This window comes from Cystobacter fuscus (assembly GCF_044360685.1).
Lineage (GTDB): Bacteria > Myxococcota > Myxococcia > Myxococcales > Myxococcaceae > Cystobacter > Cystobacter fuscus_C.
The window spans coordinates 3,514,701-3,531,203 of the sequence record NZ_CP043491.1 but is presented as its reverse complement, the minus strand read 5'-3'; the positions used below and the strand labels follow the sequence as shown (position 1 = coordinate 3,531,203).

Sequence of the window (16,503 nt, the reverse complement as noted above, 5' to 3'; positions counted from 1 at the left end):
GGGAAGCGTTCGTTACCTCGCTCCCCCGGAGTCCAGCGCCTCGAGCGCCCGGCGGCGGGGCGCCTCGAATTCGTCGCCCGGATTCCAGCGCGGAGCCTCCCGGGTGCGGGCGACATGGGCCCCCAGCAGGAAGAACAAACGCACGTCCTCCAGCGCGCCGGACAGGTCCCATTCCGGGCCCACCTCGTCCGAGGGCTGATGGTAGTGCCCGGCCTCCCACTTCTCCCGGCGCTCCCGCCCCCAGCCCGCCGGGCGGCCGATGAAGTCCAGTCCACTGCTGAAATAGGCGGCGGGAATTCCCAGCTTCGCGAAGTTGAACTGGTCCGAACGGTAGAAGAAGCCCCGGTCCGGCAACTGGTCCGGCTTCACCACCCGGCCCTGCTCCCGCACCAGCGCGATGAGGGGCTTGTCCAGCGAGGACTTGCCCAGGCCGATGACCGTCACGTCCCGGGTGCGCCCGTGGATGTTGAGCCCGTCGATGTTGAGGTTGGCCGCCACGCGCCCGGGCGGTACCGGCAGGTGCTCGGCGAGGTAGCGCGAGCCCAGCAGGCCCTGCTCCTCGGCGGCCACCGCGGCGAAGAGGATGGAGCGCGCGGGGCGCTTGGGCAGCGCGGTGAAGGCCCGCGCCACCTCCAGCATCGCCGCCACGCCGGATGCGTTGTCCACCGCCCCGTTGTAGATGGCGTCCTCGCCCGGCTTCGCGTCCTCCTTGAGGCCCAGGTGATCATGGTGCGCCGTGTAGAGCACCACCTCCTTGGACAGCGCCGGATCGCTCCCGGGCAGCACGCCCAACACGTTCGCCGTGGGACGGCGGTGCACCTGGTTGGCGAAGCGCGTGGACACCTTCACGCCCAACGGCACGGGCTGGAAGTCGCGCTTCTGGGCCGCCGCGCGCAGCGCGTCCAGGTCCTTGCCCGCCAGGCGCAGCACCCGGCGCGTGGCCTCTTCCGTCGTCCAGCCCTTCATCCGCAGACGAGGGACGTCGCCGGATGGAAGCTCGAACTGCTCGCCCGACCAGGACGTGCGCACCACCTGCCAGGGATAGCCCGCGCTCGGCGTCGTGTGCAGGAGGATCGCCCCCGCCGCGCCCGTCTTCGCCGCCTGCTCGTACTTGTAGTCCCACCGGCCATAGCGCAGCCGGGTCCTGCCCCCGAAGAGCGCGGGATCGTCCTCGGGATCATTGTTCAGGATGAGCAGCGTCTTGCCCCGCAGGTCCACGCCCTTGAAGTCGTCCCAGTCGAACTCCGGCGCCTGGATGCCATAGCCCACGAAGACCAGCTCCGAGTCCTTCAACTCGATGTTCTCGGACGGCTGCCCGGCGTGGGCGATGAAGTCCTCGCCAAAATGGATCCGCAGCGTCTCCGAGGGGCCAGTGAAGGCGATCGTCTCGGGATGTCCCGTCATGCCCACCAGCTCGAAGGGTTGGAGGTAGCCCCGCCCCGCGGGCATGGGCTCGAGCCCGAGCAACTGGAACTGCGTCGCGATGTAGAGCTGGGCCAGGGCGTCGCCGCGCGTGCCCGGCCCCCGGCCCTCGAGCAGATCCGAGGCCAGGAAGTCGATATGGGCGCGCAGCCGGTAATCCTCCATGGACCGGGCCGCGGCCTTCTCCGCGGGGGGCGTGGACTGGGCCCGGGCGGCGGAGGCGAGAAGCACCAGGGGGGCGAGGAGCAGCGACAAACGCTTCATGCCCGAAGCCCTACCATGCCCGGCGGCGGAGCACGCGTTCCTCGTGCGCTCCGAAGTGGGCAACCTCCAGGGGCGCACGCCTGCTCAGGTCACCCAGTTCCCGCGCGATTCGAGCACCCAGCGCCCCTTGTCGCGACGCGCCAGGAAGGACCCCCCACGCCACCGCTCGTTCCAGACGAGGAGCGCCCGATCTCCCGCGAGGTTCACGTAGACATCGAGGTTCAGCGTGAAGAACATGCCCCCTCGGGTTCCAACCGCTTCATCCTACCGGCACGCGGGATCCAACAACTCCGGCCGGTACTCGAAGTGCATCGTGTCGTAGTGATACCAGCGCCCGCCCCAGATGAAGCCCTCGGCCTCGAAGGCATCCACGAGCACCTGGGGAATCTGGTTGGCCCAGCGCACCGGCTCCTTCGGCTTCGCCCATTCCCAGTAGTGCGAGCGCTTCACGTTCACGTCGATCGACACGCCATAGGAGTGCGCGCTCTGCCGTTGGGTATGGGCGATCTTCCGCCACACGAAGGTGCCGCCCAGGCCGCACAGGTACGGCCGCAGCGAGGGCTCCTGCTTCAACACCGCGTCGAGCCGCTTCGCCACGCGCGTGAAGGCTGGCGCCACCGCGCGATGCACCTTCAGTTCCTGCCCCAGGAAGTCGATGCCCACCACGTCCACCTTCGCCTCGGAGTCTCCGTAGGCCGCGTGGAAGAGCGGATCGAAGCGGATGCGTCCGGGGTCCTCGTTCTCGCGCGTCACCGGTTGGATGGGCCCGGGGACATAGGGAATGGAGAACGTGTCCTCCAGGTCCGGGGACTCCAGCTTCTGCTCGAAGGACTTCGTCTTCCCGTCATCCCAGGGGTACGTGGCCGCGCCGAGCTTGTAGTGCCACGTGCCTTCCATCTTCACTGGCTCCACCGGGTACCACTTCGCCAGGCACGCCAGGGCGCGCGGGGGGGAGTCGGCCCCGGATGCGGCGGGAACGGAAGGCTCCGCCCTGGCAAGGTCTCCCACCATGAGCGAAGGCATGAGGAGCCAGAGACTGCTCGATCGCGAATGCACCGGCCTAGACTGGCATACCTATGCGGCAGCGGACCCATGGCAACGGGTCTTCCCGACGACCTGTCAGCGCCCACGCGCTCTCTCATGACAAACCGGCACACCGGGAGGGCGAGTGGGGAGGCGCGCCCCTCGGAAGAGACCGTTGGTCCCGGGCTTGCTCTGGAGGCGCCGCATGAACCTCCTGCTCCGCCGTGCCTTTCCCGCCCTCTGCCTGCTGTGCGTGGCCTGCGCGTGCTTGATGCTCGCCTCCGCGCTGAACTCCGTCGTGGATGCCTGGATGCAACCCCCACCACCCGACCCGGACGCGGTGGTCCGGAAGGCGTCTCCACGCCAGGAAGAAATCCCCACGCCCCTGGCCCTCGTCCCGCTGCGCCGCTACCTCGGACTTCCGGAGAAGCTGCGCCGGGAGGTCATCCCCTCCCACCCGGAGTCCGTGCCCACGCGCGCGGATCTGCGGCTGCTGGGCACGATGCGTGGCGCCTCTCCGCTCCACACCTTCGCCTCCGTGCTCGAGACCCCCACCCAGCGCACGCGCTCGTTGTGGCTCGGCGGGGAGTGGCAGGGGGCGCGAGTGGTCGCCATCGATCGCACCCGGGTCCTGCTGTCGCGCGACGGGCAGTTCGAGGCCATCGAGTCCCGGTCGGCCATCGCGCTCGATGCCCCGGCCGCGCCCGCCCCCCTGGCGCCATCCTCGTCCATCCGGCAGGTGAGTCCCGGCAACTACAAGATTTCCCGCCAGGAAGTGGCTGACACCCTCGCCAACCTCAACCAGGTCGCCATGCAGGCCCGGGTGGTCCCCGCCTTCCAGGATGGCGTGGCCAAGGGCTTCAAGCTCTTCTCCATCCGCTCGGACTCCCTCTTCACACGGCTCGGGCTGCGCAATGGGGATGTCCTGCGGCGCATCAATGGCTTGTCCCTGACCAGCATGGAGCACGCGCTCGAGGCCTTCACGCGCCTGCGCGACGCCCCACGCATCGAGCTGGAGGTGGAGCGGGACGGACAGGTGCAGCACCTGACCTACACGGTCGAGGGCTGACGGGAGGTGGACCTGACCGCCCGTCCCCCGGAAGGCTCACGCCGGCATCAGGTCCACGCGCGGGTAGGTGCCGAGCAGGCGCATGGACTGGGTATAGGGCTGGAGATCGCGCAGCACCGCCTCCAGGGCAGCGGAGGCGGCATGGCCCTCCAGGTCCAGGAAGAAGCGGTAGGCCCAGGGCGAGCCCGGCAGGGGACGCGACTCCAGCCTGGCCAGGTTCACCCCGCGCTCGGCGAGCACCAGCAGGGCCTTGCCGAGCGTGCCGGGCTTGTTCTCCAGCACCATCACCAGGGACGTCTTGCAGGGCACTTCCGCGGGCAGGGGCGAGGCCTCGCGCGCCACCTCGACGAAGCGGGTGTAGTCCCCCTTGGCGCCCTGCAGGTCGCGCTCCAGCACCACCAACCCGAAGCGCTGCGCCGCCGAGTCGCTCGCGATCGCCGCGATGCCCGGATCATTGGACTCGCGCACCCGCTGCGCCGCGATGCCCGTGTCCAGCTCCGGCAGGACCCGCACATGGGGCAGCCGCTCGCGCAGGAAGGACTCGCATTGAATGAGCGCCTGGGGATGGGAGCGCACGGTGTGCAGCGCCTCGAGCTTCGCGCCGGGCTGGCCCAGCAGCCGGTGGTGCACCTCGTGCACCAGCTCCGCGATGAGCGTGACGCCCTCCTCCGCGAGCGCGTCGTACGTGTCGTACATGGCCCCCGCGGTGGTGTTCTCGATGGGCAACAGGGCCAGATCCACCTCGCCCTCGCGCAGCGCGTCCACCGCCTGGCGGGGTGTGTCGAAGCCGGACAGGAGCACGCCGCCGGAACGGCCCGCGTAGCGGTTGTGCGCCATCTGGTGGCTGTAGGAGCCCTCGATGCCAGGGTAGGCCACGCGCAGCGGGATGGTGTCCAACCCCGTCACCCAGGCGTGTTGCCGGGCGACGGACATCTCCATGATGAAGCGATAGAGCCGCTCCACCTCATGAGGGTCCAGCTTGCGCGCCATCGCCGCGGCCCGGATGCGCTGCAGGAGCAGATCCTCGCGCCGTTGATCCCGGATGGGCGACGCGGTGGCGAGCTTGGACCGGGCGATCTCCTCGGCCAGATCCATGCGGCGGCGCAGGGCGTCGAGGAGCTCCTCGTCCACCTGCTCGATGGCGACACGCAGTTGCTGCAGATCCACAACGTCGGACATGGCGACCTACACTCCGTGACTGGGGTACGAACCGAGCACCCGGACCGAACAACCCAGGGATTCTATCTCGGTGAGGGCGGTGGACAGGGGCTCGGTGGACAGGGCGGCATCGACATCGATGAAGAAAAAGTAGTTGCCCAGGCGCTTGCGGGTGGGCCGGGACTCGATCCGCACGAGGTTGACCCGCTGGCGGGCGAACACGGACAACACCTGATGGAGCGCCCCGGGGAAGTCCGCGGGCAGGGTGATGAGCAGGCTCGTCTTCGCGCGTCCCGGCCGCGCGAGCGACACGGGCCGGGGACCCACGAGCACGAAGCGCGTGGCGTTGTCGGGGTGATCCTCGATGTGCGCCGCCAGGATGTCCAACCCATACAGGGTCGCGGACGCGGCGCTGCCGATGGCGGCGAGCCCCTGCTCCGACGCGCGCTCGCGCACCTGACGCGCGCCCTCCGCCGTGGAGCTCACCGGCACCACCTGGGCGTGGGGCAGGCGGGTGCGCAGGAACTCGCGGCACTGCCCGAGCGCCACCGGATGCGAGAGCACCTCGCGCACGAGCGCCAGCCGGGCCCGGGAATCCCCCTCCCCCACCCGGCCATGGCCGATGAGGTTCATGGTGATGGGGTACACCCACTCCGCCTGGATGGGCAGATCCACCTCGTGCACGAGCCAGTCCAGGTGCTGGCTGACCGAGCCCTCCAGGGTGTTCTCGATGGGAATGACACCGAGGTCGGCCCGGCCCGACACGACCGCCTGGAAGACCTCGGCGATGAGCGTGCAGGGAAGCAGCTCGTGGGGCACCGCCCCGAGGAAGTGGCGGGCGGACTCCTCGGAGAACGTCCCGGGCCCGAGCAGGGAGATCCGCGTCATGTCGAACGTGCCTCGTCGGTGGAAGCCGGCCGCGCGCCGGCGAGCCGGGGCAGGCGGACCGTGAACGTGGTGCCCTCGTCGGCCGTGGAGTAGACCTCCACCTGGCCCCCGTGCGCCAGGACGATCTGCCGCACGATGTACAACCCCAGGCCGATGCTCCGGTCGGATTGCCCGGGCCGTGGGCCGCCGCGCGTGAGGGGCTCGAAGAGGTGCGGCCGCAGGTCCGGGGGGATGGGCGCGCCCTGGTTGTGCACCCGCATGAGCACCTGCGCCTCCAGCCCCTCCGTCTCGACGCGCACCGGGGTGCCCTCCAGGCCGTGGCGAAGGGCGTTGCCGAGGATGTTGGAGAGCACCTGCGCGATGCGATCCGAGTCCCAGCGCCCCTGACCATCGCCCGTGCGCAGCAGCAGCAGCTCGCGCCCGGGGTGGGCCGTGCGGGCCTCCTCCACCACCTGGGCCGCGAGCTCGTGGAGGTCCAGCGGCGCGGGGCTCACGGGGATGCCACCGCCCAGACGCGCCTGGGTGAAGTCGAGCAGATCCCGGATCATCCGGTGGGCGCGATCCGCCGAGGACATGATGCGGGTAACAATCTTGGTCTGCCAGGGCTGGGTGTCCTGGTGGCGCAAGAGCAGCGTGCCGGCCATGAGGATGGCGCTCAAGGGGTTGCGCAGATCATGACTGACGATGCCCATGAGTTGCTGCTCGAACTCGGCCCGGCGGTGGGCCTCCTGGAGCAGCCGCTGCCGCTCCTCCTCGGTGCGCTTGCGCTCGGAGATGTCCTGCATGGCGCCCACCATGCGCACGGGCCGTCCGCCGGGCTCCCGGACGATGTAGCCGCGATCCAGCACATGGCGCCAGGCGCCGTCCGCGCACAGGAACCGGTATTCCGCCATCCAGTGCTCCGCGCTCGAGCCGATGGCGTCGCGGAGGCCCTGGACCACCTGCTCGCGCTCGTCGGGGTGGACGCGCGCGGCCCACTGATCGGGATGCGAGCCGAACTGCTCCGGGGTGTAGCCGAACACCTGGTGGAGCGTGTCGTTCCAGAGCAGGAAGTCCGTCTCCAGATCCCAATCCCAGATGGTGTCGAAGGTCGCCCGGATGGCCAGCGCGTAGCGCTCCTCGGACTTGCGCAGGGCCTCCTCGGCGCGCTTGCGCCGCAGCTCCCCTTCCGCCTCGCGCAGGGCCCGCGTCACGCACGGCACGAGCCGCTCCAATCGCTCCTTGAGGACGTAGTCCGTCGCCCCACACTTGAGCAGCTCGATGGCGCGCTCCTCGCCCAGCGCGCCGGAGACGAAGACGAAGGGAGTGTCCGGACAGACGCTCCGGGCGGCGCTCAGCGCGGCCAGACCATCGAAGCCCGGGACGTTGTAGTCGGAGAGGATGAGGTCGAAGGGGCACCCCTCGAGTGCCTGGGTGAACCCGGCCTGGTTGTCCACGCGCACCAGGCGCACATCGAGCCCCACCTCCTCGAAGCACGCGGAGATGAGCTGCGCATCCAGCGCGCTGTCCTCCAGCAGGAGGAGCGACAGGGGCCTGGAGGGGGGAGCATCCACCAGGAAGGTTCTCTCGAGTTCGCTCACGAAGGAGTCCGTCTTATCAGGAAGCGGCCCGGGGCAGGGTGAAGTGGAAGGTGGCCCCCTGATCCACGGCGCCTTCCGCCCAGGTGCGGCCCCCATGCCGGGAGATGATGCGCCGCACGTTGGCCAATCCGATCCCCGTTCCCTCGAACTGTTCGACGGTGTGCAGGCGCTGGAAGACGCCGAAGAGCTTGTCGGCGTAGCGCATGTCGAAGCCCACCCCATTGTCGCGCACCCACACCTCCACCTCGCCCTGCGCCTCGCGGGCCCCCACCTCGATGAGGGCCTGCGCCCGGGGCCGGGTGTACTTGAGGGCATTGGCCAGGAGGTTGCGCAACACCTGGCGCACGAGCACCGGATCGGCCTTGACCGCGGGCAGCTCGCCTATCCGCCACTCCAGGCTCCGCCCCTTCATGTCGGGCTCGAGGCCGCGGAGCACCTCGCGCACCAGCGCCCCCAGGTCCACGCGCGACTGGCGCAGCTCGGCGCGGCCCATCCGGGAGAACTCGAGCAGATCATCGATGAGCATGCCGCCATCGCGCGCGGCGGTGGTGATCGTCTTGAGGTGGCCTCGCGACACCTCGTCCAACACGGGGCCGGCGCGCCGCTCCAGGAGCTGGGCGAAGCCGATGATGTGGCGCAGCGGGGCACGCAAGTCATGCGAGACGGAGTAGCTGAAGGACTCCAGCTCCTGGTTGACGGCCTGGAGCTGGGCGGTGCGCTCGCGCACCCGGTCCTCCAGGTCGACGGCGAGGGTGATCAACCGCTGCTCGCTCTGGCTGAGCTGTTCGGCGAGCGCCTCGATCTCCCGCCGGGAGACCACCTGATCGGTGACCGCGAAGGCCACGGCGATGATGCCCTCCACCCGGCCCTCCCCATCGCGCAGGGGCTGGAGGGCGAGGTTGAAGATGCCTTCACGCAGGTAGGTCTCCGGCGACCGCCGCCAGCGCACCACCACCTCCTTGCGCAGCACGGCCTCCCCCTGGTGGTACACCCGCTCCAGGGTCTCGAAGAGGCCCTGTCCCTCCAGCTCGGGCATCGCCTCGCGAATGGGGCGGCCCTCCAGGGGCCGCTCGCCCACGGAGCGCGAGAAGGTGAGATTGGCCATCTCGAAGCGGAAGTCCGGGCCTCGCAGGACCGCCAGGGGCTCGGGCATCTGCATCAGCGCCGCGAACAGGTTGCGGCGCTGGGTGCGGGCAAGCTCGTACAGGCGGATCTTCTCCACGGAGAGGCTCGCCATCTGGGCGAGCTGCATGACGATGGCCTCGTCCTCGGCGGTGAAGTCGCCCCGCTCCTTGTCGGACAACTGGAGCAGGCCGAGGTTGGCGCCGTCGCGGCCCACCAGGGGCACGGCGAGCCAGCCGCGCGGGGGTGGAGACGGAGGATGACCCCGCAGCTCCTCCTGGGTCAGCCGCAGGGGTTGGTTCGAGTCACGCACCCGGGCGGCCAGGCCGGCCTCCTCGCTCCAGGACTCGTCGCCGCGCCGGGCCAGGGAAGGATCCGCGAGCGACAGGGCGGTGATGGACTCCACGCCCTCGTGGCCATCCATCAGGCTGACCGAGCACCGCTGGGCCCCCCCGAGCACCCGCGCCCGCTCGGCGATGAGCGACAGCGCCGGCATGATGCCCTCCACGGCGTTGATGGCCAGCGCCGCCTCGGTCAGCCCCCGGAGCTGCTCGGCCCGCTGGCGCGCCTCGTCCAACAACCGGCCCCGCTCACGCTCCGCGCGCTTGCGCTCGGAGATGTCCTGCACCGTGCCCGTGAAGCGCACCGCGCGGCCCTGCTCGAAGTGCACCCGGCCCGTGGCGCGCATCCAGCACTCCGCGTCCTCTCGCGGCTCGGCATGGCGGTACTCGACGTCGTATTGGCCGCCGCCCACGGGCTCCATGGCGCGCCGCATCGCGGCCAATACCCGCTCGCCGTCCTCGGGGTGGACCTTCGAGATGAACAACTCGAGGTTGGGCTGGATATCCGGTGGCACCCCGACGAGCGCCTTGCAGCGGGCGTCCCAGCTCAGCACCTGGGTGAGGGGGTTGAAGTCCCAGGTGCCGAGCGCCGTGGACTCCACCGCCAGCCGCAACCGTTCCTCGCTCTCGCGCAGCGCCTCCGTGCGTGAGTGCAGCTCCTCGGCGAGGCGCTCCGAGCGGCGCCGCGCCCGGACGTGGCCGGTCACCTCCACGGAGATGGAGATGACGCCCGTGATGAGCCCGGCCGGATCGCGGGCGGCCTGATAGATGAAGTCGAAATAGGCCTCCTCCGGCGCGCCCCCTTCGCCCCGGTTGAGGGTGACGGGGAACTCATTGCCGAAGAAGGGCTCGCCCGTCTCCAGCACGTGCCGCAAGCTCTCCAGGAGCCCGGGCTGGGTCTCGAGCTCGGGAAGCACCGTGAGCAGCGGTTGACCGAGCTCCACGGAGCGGCCCATGACCTTCTCGTAGAAGGCATTGGCGAACTCGAGGATGAAGTCGGGGCCGCGGGTGATCGCGACGGCCACCGGGGCCTGGAGCAGCAGCGCGTGCAACCGGCCGCTCTGTTCGGCTTCCCACTGCCTGCGCTCGAGGACGCGCTGGGCCTCCTGCTGACGGCGGACCTGCTCGCGCGCGAGCTGGAGCTCCACGAAGGTGGCCACCTTGGCGCGCAGCACCTGGGGAATGAGGGGCTTGCTGAGGTAGTCCACCGCGCCGTGGGCGTAGCCTTCCAGCAGCTCCGGCACCGCGATGTCCGCCGCCGTCATGAGGAGGATGGGGGTGCGCCGGTTGCGCTCGCGCTCGCGCAGCATCTCCATGACCTCGAGGCCGCTCATGTCCCCCAGGCGCACGTCCAGCAGGATGACGGCGAAGTCCTCCTCGAGCACGCACCGGAGCGCTTCGCGTCCGGAATCCGCCATCACCAGCCGCTGGCCGAGCGGCTCGAGGACGGCTTCCAGGGTGGAGAGGTTGGCGGGATCATCATCAACGAGCAGGACACTGGTCGTGCGTGTCTCCAAGGCGCCTCCCGGGAAAACGACGGAACTCGGGCCCGCGGGCGACGGACATACAACATCCCCTCCCCCGGCGCGAAAGACTCCGCCCCTGGACGGAGCACTCGCCGTCATTCCAATGGATGGGATATTCGTCCGCGCGACAATCCCATGCGCGTGAGCGCATCGACCCCCGGCCCCATGAACCTTCGTGCTCCCCCTGGCTCACCCGCTGACGCCCTGCTCCTCGCCACCCGGCGCTACGTGGGCGCGTATCCCTCGGCCGCGCTGTGCGTGGGCATCACGCACCGGGGCGAGCACCACGTGCGGATGCTGCGCGGCCAGGGGGCGCCCCCCGCCGAGGAGTCCCTGTATGCCCTGGGCGCACTCACCCAGGTCTTCACCGGCACCCTCCTGGCGCTGTTGGTGGACCGGAGCGAGGCGAGGCTCGACACGCCGCTCCAGGAGTTGATTCCCCGCTCGCTCCTACCGGACGAGGCCGCCGGCCGCATCACGCTCGAGCAACTGGCGACGCATACCTCGGGCATGCCGTACGATCCGCCGAACCTGTGGACGGGCACGTGGAACCCGGCCGACCCCTACGGCCACTACAACGCGACGCTCTTCGGGGACTTCCTGCGCGGCTACCACCCTCCGCGTCCGCCGCCGCGAAGGTACGCCGAGTCCCTCATCGGCATGGGAGTGCTCGGCCATGCGCTCTCGCGCCGCTTGAAGCTCAACTACGCCCACGCGGTGCGCGACTGGCTGTGCACGCCGCTGAAGTTGGGAGACACCACCGCCCGTCCCTCCGAGACCCAGGAGCCGCGCGTGCTTCGCGGCCACACCGCCCGGGGCGAGCCGGTGCCCGCCTGGACCTGGTCGGCACTGCCCGGAGCGGGGGCGCTCTACTCGACGGTGCCCGACCTGCTGCGCTTCCTCGACGCGAACCTGGGACATTGGCAGGTCGGGCTCACCCATGCCGCGCGGCTGGCGCACACCCCGCGCGTGAAGACCTGGGGCAAGCGGGTGGGGCTCGGGTGGAACGTGTCACGGGTGCGGGGCAGGTCCCTCGTGTGGCGCTCCTCGGCGATGGGCGGCTACTCGGGCTTCCTGGGCTTCTCGGAGGAGACGGACACCGGAGTCGTCGTGCTGTCGGACCATGCGCCCTCCCCCTTCGCCTCGCTGCTGCGGCGCGTGCCGGTCGAGGCCCCCGGGTTCGCGCTCCTCACCCGTCACTGACTCGCAGCCGCAGGTGCTTGTCGGGGATCAGGAGATTCAGCTTCCGGCAGAGCTTCTCGAGCTCCTCGACTCGGATGTTCCGGACGTCCACGGTCTTCTCCCTTCCGCCCGACTTGAAGGTAAACGTCTGCTGCAAGCCGTCGTCGACGCCGGAATTGACATACGCATCCTTCAACTGCCCCGTGGGCAGACGTTCGAGATAGCTCGCCCACTCCCTGGCCTCGGCCTTCGTCAGCGACTTGGAGAGGACTTCCTTCCGGGGGCTTCCCAGGTCGTCCCACAAGACGACCACGAGCTTCGATTTGTCGAGGTAGTAATCGAAGCCGAACCCTTCCGCCCCGTAGAAGTCGCTGATCTTCACCACGAAGGGATAGCTCTGTCTGGCGTTGGGATACGACTTCTTGTCGACGGCCGCTGAAGGCATGGCGAAGAACAGAGCGACAAGCGCGAGGATGACGGTCTTCATTTCGAAACACGTTCCTTCTCGGAATGACACGTCCGACCCATCCCACAGCAGCAGTGAATGGAACGGATTGTCAACAGTGGGAGCACTCCGGGTAAAGCGCCGACAAGAGAGCGCCCGTCCGCCCCATGACGTGGCGCGCACCAGCAACCTTTCCCGGGCAAAACCGACAATCCTATTAGAACCGTAAAATTGGAGAATCGACTTGAAGATTGGTGCAAGAACCGTCGGCCTCACGCTCGCCACTTCCCTCGCCGCCATGTCCGTCCTGGGCTGGGGAGCGGATGCGGCCGCGGAGCCCCTGACGGGTGTGTACCGGGGTGAGGTCTACTCGAATCCCGACGTCATCAACGCCTATTCAAGCTGGCTTGGCCATGAAGTCACCATGGGCCAGGGCCATCAAGCGAAGGACACCTGGGGCAACATCGAGAACCCCTCCTGGCAGCTCAGCTCCTGGAGCACGTGGGTGAACGCGAAGCCGGGCCGGCGCCTGAACTACTCGGTCGCCATGTTCCCGAGTGGGCAGGGCTCGCTGGCGCAGTGCGCGCAGGGCACCTACGACTACCGGTTCAAGACGCTGGCGAACAACCTGGTTTCCTACAAGCTCCAGAACACCATCATCCGTCTGGGCTGGGAGTTCAGCGGTAATTGGATGCCGTGGTACTCCGGCAATGGACAACAGGCCAACTTCGCCGCCTGCTTCCGCAAGATCGTGACGGCCATGCGCGCCGCCCAACCGGCCGCCGGCTTCAAGTTCGACTGGAATCCCAACTACGACATCCCGGCCAGCGACCTGGCCACCACCTACCCGGGGGATGCGTATGTGGATTACATCGGGTTCGACCTGTATGACCAGGGCTGGAACGGGGCTTATCCGGTTCCCGCGGGCTGCACGGGCTCGTGCGCGCTGAGCCGCTGGCAGTCGGTCTGGAACGCGCAGTTCGCGCCGGCACTGACCAGGTTCCGCGACTTCGCGCAAGCGCACGGCAAGCCGTTGTCCGTTCCCGAGTGGGGCGTGAACGACGCGGCCACGCAAGGTGGCGGAGACAACACGTACTACGTCGACCAGATGCTCAAGTTCATCTTCAATCCGGCGAACAACGTCGGCTACCACTCGTACTTCGACTGCCAGGCGCCGGACGGCCATCACCAGCTCTCCGACGTGGACAGCCGGAGCGGCCACGACTTCCAGACCGAGTTCCCCAACTCGGCCGCGCTGTTCAAGAGCTACTACGTGGAAACGCCCACCGAGCCGCAGCCGACCGAGGCCGTCTCGGCCAGCAAGGCCACGGTGAGCCCCACGACCGTCACGCGGGGCACCAGCTTCCAGGTCTCCGGCTCGGTCACCTCGTCCACGGCCAGGAGCCTGGTGGTGAAGTACGAGATCCGCAACGCCACCACGACGGAGCTGGTGTCGGAGAAGAGCTACACGGCCCAGGCCTTCACCGCCGGGCAGACGCGCTCGTACACCACGGCGTTCACGATTCCGACGTCGCTCGCGGCGGGGACCTACCGGGTCGACACGTTGATCTTCCTGCCCGACTGGTCGAAGACCCTGCTCTACCGCAACGACACCACCTTCACCGCGAAGTAGACGGAGCAGCGAGGGCGTCCGCCGCCACGGAGTCCCGAGCGGGCTCCGGGCGGCGATATTTTTGCACCCGGGGCGACTTCGCCCTTTGCTCATCCCCTCCAGGATTGCTCCGTTTGGAAGGGATGTAGCCACTTGAGAACCGGTCTCGACATGAGGAGCGCCTCCGCGATGGTGGTGGCGCTGGCCTTGCTGCTGCCTCGCTCCGTCCCGGCCGCGAACGACAGCGAGGTGAAGAACTGCATCACCTCGATCCGGCATCTGTACAAGAGTCTGGATTACGAGCATGCGCTGAGTCAGATCCAACTCGCTCGCCAGATGCAGCGGGGGACGGAGGACGAGGTCACGCTGTCCCTCTACGAGGGGCTCATCCTGTATGACATGGGCAAGCAGGATGAGGCGCTCACCGCCTTCCGGGCAGCCCTGTTGCTCAGGCCCGACGTGGCCCTTCCCGAGCAGAAGATCGCGCCCAAGGTCAGAACGCGTTTCGAGGACATGCGGCGCAAGGTCAAGAGGGAGATAGCGCCACCTCCGCCAGAACCCACTGAAGCCCCCCGCGTGGCGGAGCCGTCCCCCAAGGCCCTGGCGGAGAACCAGCCCCCCGCGCCCGCGAAGCCGGCCGACCCGATGAAGTGCGAGCCCGTCCCTCCCCAGCCGGCCGATTCCAGTCTCGGCACAAGGCAACTGTGGCGGCTGGATCGTCTGAAGTATGCACTGTGCTCCACGGGCCGCCTTCGTGGCGAGACCGCCAGAACCTTGGAGACACTGACCACTCAGATGAAGGAAGCGACGACCAGCTACCAACGCATCCTCATCAGCCAGCGGGTCGACAAGTTCGAGGAAGAAGTGAAGCACTCGCAGTCCGCCGAGGCCCTGAACACTCAAGCCACCACATCAGCGAAAAAGCTCCAGGCAGCCGAGTCGTCCAGGGTGGAGCAGGAGAAATCCCCCCCGCCCGCGAAGCCCTCGGGCCCGGTGAAGTGCGAGCCCGTTCCTCCCCAGCCGACTGATTCCAGTCTCGGCACGACCCAACAGTGGCGGCTGGATCGTCTGAAGTATGCGCTGTGCTCCACGGGCCGCCTTCATGGACAAATCGCCGAGACCTTGCACGCATTGACCACGCGGCTGAAGGAGGCGACGACCAACTACCAACGCGTCCTCATCAAGAAGCAGCTCGACCAGCTCGAATCCCAGGAGGGGCTCTCGCCCCTCACAGGAGCCACGGGACCGTGACGAGCACCCGGACCGGGAGAGAGCGGGGACACCGCTACCGCACCTGGATCGCGTCGGCGATGACGTAGGAGCCCGCCGTGGTCCAGCGGCTCAGCTGCACCTTGTTCCAGCCCGCGGGGAAGCTCCACGTGCCGAGGGTGTTCCACCTGCTGCCATTGGCCTGCTGGTTCACCTTCACGGTGGCCAGCTGGGTGCCATTGACGTCCCAGACGATGAAGGGCGCGGTCGTCGAGCGATCACTCGCCGCGGTCCACCAGGCGTCGATCGTCCGGGTGGCCGCCGTGGGCAGGTAGAACCAGAACGTCGCCGGCTCGGAGACGGCCGCGGTGGGCGAGGCGAGGTAGTTCGAGCCGAAGTAGCCCGCCACGTTCGTGGACGAGGCCCAGCTGGTGCCCGAGAGCTGGATGTAGCCCCGGGTGCTGTCGTTGTTGGCGTTGTTGCTGTCGATGACCAGGCCCGTGGGGGTGGTGCCTCCCGAGGTCCACAGGTACGTCACGTCGACCCAGTCGTTGTTGCTCATCCCCAGGTCCGTCCAGAACGCCCCGTCGGCGATGTCGATGCCCGCGGGGTTGGCCGGACGGCGCCCGAACTGATCCAACCCGCCGTTGAAGCCGTCCTGATAGGCGGCCTGGGCCTCGGGCTTGCCTTGCGGCAGGGTCTTCCACATCTCGCGGACACTCGAGGGATTCCAATAGTCATCCTTCGTGTTCCAGGGCCCCACGTCCCAGACGGAGGTGGTCGTGCACTTGCCCGTCTTCGGGTAGCACACCTTCACCTGGTACTCGGAGCCGCCATTGGACGCGAGCGCCCGGCGCGACGGCAGCGCCACGAAACGATCGTTGGACTTGATGACATGGCCATTGGCGGTCGTGCCCCCCACCAGGCCCTCGCGCGTGGCGAAGACGCGGTAGCTCAGCGCCGCCAGGGATTGGAACTCCTCCCCAGAAGGGACTCCCTCCAGCGAGCCCTCCAGCCGCACCTCCCGCACCACGGGACCGCGGCCGCGCTCGTCCGCGAGGAGCGCGAGCCTCACCTGCACCTCCGTGCCGGCGCGAGGCAGGCGCGCGGCCTCTCCCGCGCTGGCGGTGCGCCACTCGCTCCAGGCCCCATCGGGCGCACGCACCCGGACATCCACCTCGACGCCCATCTCCGGGGAAGCGCTCGCCTGGAGCAGCGGCCGGATCGTGTCCACGGGCTGCTCCAACCGGCGGGCCGGAAAGGTGTAGAGGCCAATGAGCCGGCTCAACCCCTCCGGTCTGCGCATGACGGCATAGGGCTCGAAGAGCAACCCCTCCTGGGTGCGCACGAGCTCACCCGTGCCCTCGCCGGTGGCGAACTCCTCCGTCCAACGCGAGGTGCTGGCACTCGCCGCGAGCGCTCCCCGCGCAACCGCCATGTCGGAAGGCTGGGGGCTCTCCGCGAACGCGGAGCCTCCCGCGAGCGCGACTCCCCACATCATCGTCATGAAAATGGACCGTGGCCTCGAGCGCATGGATGGACTCCCAGTGGGTGAGTGGGCGTCCAATCCTAATATTTTCTTGGAATTTGATAAGTGCGGGGAATCCGCATCTGTCGCGATGGAGGCGGAAGCAATGCGTCATCGGCGCGCGACGAGCCCTC

The 16,503-nt window shown here is 68.7% G+C and carries 13 protein-coding genes; 4 read left to right on the top strand and 9 right to left on the bottom strand.

The annotated features are described in order from the left end of the window. Positions 1-12: 12 nt before the first annotated feature. The 3 genes from F0U63_RS14495 to F0U63_RS14485 form a co-directional block, all read right to left on the bottom strand. Positions 13-1,686, bottom strand: a complete 1,674-nt coding sequence (locus tag F0U63_RS14495) for a M20/M25/M40 family metallo-hydrolase (protein ID WP_395846495.1) — start codon at positions 1,684-1,686, stop codon at positions 13-15. Between the two features lie 84 nt (positions 1,687-1,770). Beyond that, the gene (locus F0U63_RS14490; protein ID WP_395846494.1) at positions 1,771-1,923 is read right to left on the bottom strand and encodes a hypothetical protein; all 153 of its coding nucleotides are present in this window, start codon (positions 1,921-1,923) and stop codon (positions 1,771-1,773) included. 27 nt (positions 1,924-1,950) lie between these two features. Next, positions 1,951-2,583 (bottom strand): M15 family metallopeptidase, encoded by a 633-nt coding sequence (locus tag F0U63_RS14485; RefSeq protein ID WP_395846493.1) that lies wholly within the window; start codon positions 2,581-2,583, stop codon positions 1,951-1,953. Between the two features lie 331 nt (positions 2,584-2,914). Between F0U63_RS14485 and gspC the strand changes: the two genes are divergently transcribed. Then, a complete protein-coding gene (gspC, locus tag F0U63_RS14480; protein WP_395846492.1) occupies positions 2,915-3,778 on the top strand; it encodes a type II secretion system protein GspC in 864 nt (287 codons plus the stop codon). A 36-nt stretch (positions 3,779-3,814) separates the two neighbouring features. On the opposite strand, the gene pheA (F0U63_RS14475) is transcribed toward gspC, so the two are convergent. From pheA (F0U63_RS14475) to F0U63_RS14460, 4 genes are read right to left on the bottom strand one after another with little or no spacing between them, the layout of a single operon-like run. Continuing rightward, a complete protein-coding gene (pheA, locus tag F0U63_RS14475; RefSeq protein WP_395846491.1) occupies positions 3,815-4,957 on the bottom strand; it encodes a prephenate dehydratase in 1,143 nt (380 codons plus the stop codon). A 6-nt stretch (positions 4,958-4,963) separates the two neighbouring features. Continuing rightward, positions 4,964-5,824 (bottom strand): prephenate dehydratase, encoded by an 861-nt coding sequence (gene pheA / locus F0U63_RS14470; protein ID WP_395846490.1) that lies wholly within the window; start codon positions 5,822-5,824, stop codon positions 4,964-4,966. Further along, positions 5,821-7,404, bottom strand: a complete 1,584-nt coding sequence (locus F0U63_RS14465) for an ATP-binding protein (protein WP_395846489.1) — start codon at positions 7,402-7,404, stop codon at positions 5,821-5,823. Before F0U63_RS14465 ends, pheA (F0U63_RS14470) begins: the two co-directional genes overlap by 4 nt. Positions 7,405-7,420: 16 nt before the next feature. Then, a complete protein-coding gene (locus F0U63_RS14460) occupies positions 7,421-10,384 on the bottom strand; it encodes an ATP-binding protein (protein WP_395846488.1) in 2,964 nt (987 codons plus the stop codon). 174 nt (positions 10,385-10,558) lie between these two features. Here F0U63_RS14460 and F0U63_RS14455 point away from each other — a divergent pair, with 174 nt between their 5' ends. Beyond that, complete coding sequence (locus tag F0U63_RS14455) at positions 10,559-11,596, top strand: serine hydrolase domain-containing protein (RefSeq protein WP_395846487.1); 1,038 nt, start codon at positions 10,559-10,561, stop codon at positions 11,594-11,596. Here F0U63_RS14455 and F0U63_RS14450 read toward each other — a convergent pair. Continuing rightward, positions 11,583-12,062, bottom strand: coding sequence for a hypothetical protein (locus F0U63_RS14450; RefSeq protein WP_395846486.1), 480 nt, complete (start codon positions 12,060-12,062; stop codon positions 11,583-11,585). The genes F0U63_RS14455 and F0U63_RS14450 overlap by 14 nt on opposite strands. 202 nt (positions 12,063-12,264) lie before the next feature. On the opposite strand from F0U63_RS14450, the gene F0U63_RS14445 reads away from it, so the two are divergent. Both F0U63_RS14445 and F0U63_RS14440 read left to right on the top strand, forming a co-directional pair. Continuing rightward, on the top strand, positions 12,265-13,653 hold the full coding sequence (locus F0U63_RS14445; protein WP_395846485.1) for a glycosyl hydrolase: 1,389 nt from the start codon (positions 12,265-12,267) through the stop codon (positions 13,651-13,653). Between the two features lie 150 nt (positions 13,654-13,803). Next, entirely contained in the window at positions 13,804-14,883 is a 1,080-nt protein-coding gene (locus tag F0U63_RS14440; protein WP_395846484.1) for a hypothetical protein, read from the top strand. Between the two features lie 34 nt (positions 14,884-14,917). On the opposite strand, the gene F0U63_RS14435 is transcribed toward F0U63_RS14440, so the two are convergent. After that, entirely contained in the window at positions 14,918-16,375 is a 1,458-nt protein-coding gene (locus F0U63_RS14435; protein ID WP_395846483.1) for a hypothetical protein, read from the bottom strand. Between the last annotated feature and the right edge of the window lie 128 nt (positions 16,376-16,503).

Coding starts and splice junctions, on each gene's coding strand:
- F0U63_RS14495 (WP_395846495.1), bottom strand. CDS start 1,686: ATGAAGCGTTTGTCGCTGCTCCTCGCCCCCCTGGTGCTTCTCGCCTCC.
- F0U63_RS14490 (WP_395846494.1), bottom strand. CDS start 1,923: ATGTTCTTCACGCTGAACCTCGATGTCTACGTGAACCTCGCGGGAGAT.
- F0U63_RS14485 (WP_395846493.1), bottom strand. CDS start 2,583: ATGGAAGGCACGTGGCACTACAAGCTCGGCGCGGCCACGTACCCCTGG.
- gspC (WP_395846492.1), top strand. CDS start 2,915: ATGAACCTCCTGCTCCGCCGTGCCTTTCCCGCCCTCTGCCTGCTGTGC.
- pheA (WP_395846491.1), bottom strand. CDS start 4,957: ATGTCCGACGTTGTGGATCTGCAGCAACTGCGTGTCGCCATCGAGCAG.
- pheA (WP_395846490.1), bottom strand. CDS start 5,824: ATGACGCGGATCTCCCTGCTCGGGCCCGGGACGTTCTCCGAGGAGTCC.
- F0U63_RS14455 (WP_395846487.1), top strand. CDS start 10,559: ATGAACCTTCGTGCTCCCCCTGGCTCACCCGCTGACGCCCTGCTCCTC.
- F0U63_RS14450 (WP_395846486.1), bottom strand. CDS start 12,062: ATGAAGACCGTCATCCTCGCGCTTGTCGCTCTGTTCTTCGCCATGCCT.
- F0U63_RS14440 (WP_395846484.1), top strand. CDS start 13,804: ATGAGGAGCGCCTCCGCGATGGTGGTGGCGCTGGCCTTGCTGCTGCCT.
- F0U63_RS14435 (WP_395846483.1), bottom strand. CDS start 16,375: ATGCGCTCGAGGCCACGGTCCATTTTCATGACGATGATGTGGGGAGTC.